Origin of the sequence: Streptomyces sp. NPDC059003 (assembly GCF_042740445.1) — a bacterium.
In the GTDB taxonomy this organism is placed as follows: Bacteria; Actinomycetota; Actinomycetes; order Streptomycetales; family Streptomycetaceae; genus Streptomyces.
The window spans coordinates 1-1,803 of record NZ_JBHYJH010000421.1 but is presented as its reverse complement, the minus strand read 5'-3'; the positions used below and the strand labels follow the sequence as shown (position 1 = coordinate 1,803).

1 protein-coding gene is annotated in these 1,803 nt (G+C 62.7%); it reads right to left on the bottom strand.

Features of this window, described 5'->3' with window-relative positions; genetic code table 11:
• Positions 1-111 precede the first annotated feature (111 nt).
• Entirely contained in the window at positions 112-1,479 is a 1,368-nt protein-coding gene (locus ACFWZ5_RS46300) for a cytochrome P450 (protein ID WP_384893313.1), read from the bottom strand.
• Between the last annotated feature and the right edge of the window lie 324 nt (positions 1,480-1,803).

Sequence of the window (1,803 nt, the reverse complement as noted above, 5' to 3'; positions counted from 1 at the left end):
ATCCAAGCCAACCACACGCTGTTGACCTGCGACCATTCAGGATGAAAGAAGTTCAATGAACCCTAACAACCAAGATCAGCCGTCTATTGGACAGACCCACCGCCGCGGCCGTCATCGGCTGGAGCCCGCTGACCTGTCCGGGATGCGAGCAGTGGGGGTCAGGTACAGCCCTTTGGGGAAGATAGTGGAGCCGATGGCTGGTCTGGTGATGGAGCCGGGTGCGGGTGCGAGATGCCAGCGGCTTATGATTTCGGTGAGTGCCAGGGTGGCTTCGATTATAGCGAAGGCATCGCCAATGCATTTGCGAGGCCCGCTGGCGAAGGGGATTAACGTGTCGTTCTGTGAGTGAAGACCGCGGTTTGATGACCACCGGTCGGGATCGAACTGCTCGGGTCGCGGGAAAAGCGCGGGATTATGGTGGAGGAGGTAGGGGCTGTAGGCGACGGTGGCACCTGCGGGGAGTGCGTGGCTGCCGAGTCTGGTATCGCGTGTGACCGTGCGAGTGATGAGGAATCCGGGTGGGAACATCCGCAGGGTCTCGGTGACAATGCGTCTGAGCAGGTCAAGGTGCGGCAGGTGGTGGTTGGCCGCTGGGGCGTCTGCCACGACTCGGTCGACCTCGTTCTGGAGAGCGAGCTGGACCTTGGGGTGGTGAGCGAGCAAGTATAAGGCCCAGGCCATGAGGCTCGCGGTCGTCTCGGTTCCGGCGAAGGCGAAGGTAACGAGTTGGTCGGTGATCTCGGCGTCGGACAAAGTCGAGCCGGGACGTGTACTGTCCAAGGCCAGCATTGCTGAGAGCATGTCGCCGTGATCTGTACTGGCGGCGCGGTAGTCCGCGACGACCTGGGCGAGGCGTGTATGCAGGCGAGCGCGGGCTTGGTCGTAGCGGGGGTTACCGAACAGTGGTAGCCGATTCATCGATGGTGGCATGAGCATGCGCCGCAGGACGCCGCGGTGGACCGTGTTGAGGTCGGCGATGAGCACGGCCACGTCTTCGTTGCTGAGGTTGGCACCGGTGAGGGCGGTGGCGATGATGGTGCGGGCGGCGATCGTCTGCGTCTGAGCGAGCACATCCGTGGGGCGGCCGTTGGTCCAGGAACTGGCAACTGCGGTGGCCTGTTCCACCATTGTCTGTGCGTATACGGGGAGCCTTGCGCGGTGGAAGACAGGCTGGAGCAGGCGTCGCTGACGCCGATGGTCACGGTGCGGGCACGTTCCAAGCCCGTTGCCGAGGAATTCCGCGCACCGCTCGAAAAGTGGTCCGCCCTTGTCGAAGACCTGATCGTTCTGGAGAACGTGGCGGGTTAACTGCGGGGTGCAGACCACATAAATCCGGGTACGGCCGAGACGGACGCGTACTACCTCCCCTCCGGTCGGCAGCGAGATCAAGAACCGAAGCGGTCGGCGCAGCAGAGCTATTGTGTGGCCGAGCACAGGCAGTTCGCCCGGTGCGGTGGGCAGGCTCGCGAACGGGCTCATGACATCTCCTGGGATGATAAGTCGGTGGTCTGGTGGGGAGCGAGGGCAGGGCCCCGGTGTGGGGTGTTCAGGCCCGTGCGGGCCAGTTGCTGCCGCTGTGGATGGCAGCAGCACCCTCGTACCGCGGTTGGCTCTCCGCCAAACGGATAGGTAAATTCGCATGCCTGTTTCACTGGTACTGTGCAAATGTACGAACGCCCTGCAACCGGCGCCGCTTTTCGCCGCATCGCTGCGATCACGTTGCCTGTAACCGCGTGAGAATAGCGGTGATTGAATCTCTTTCATCCCGTTTCTTGGAGGGGGAAAGTGCTGGGCAGGGTGTGT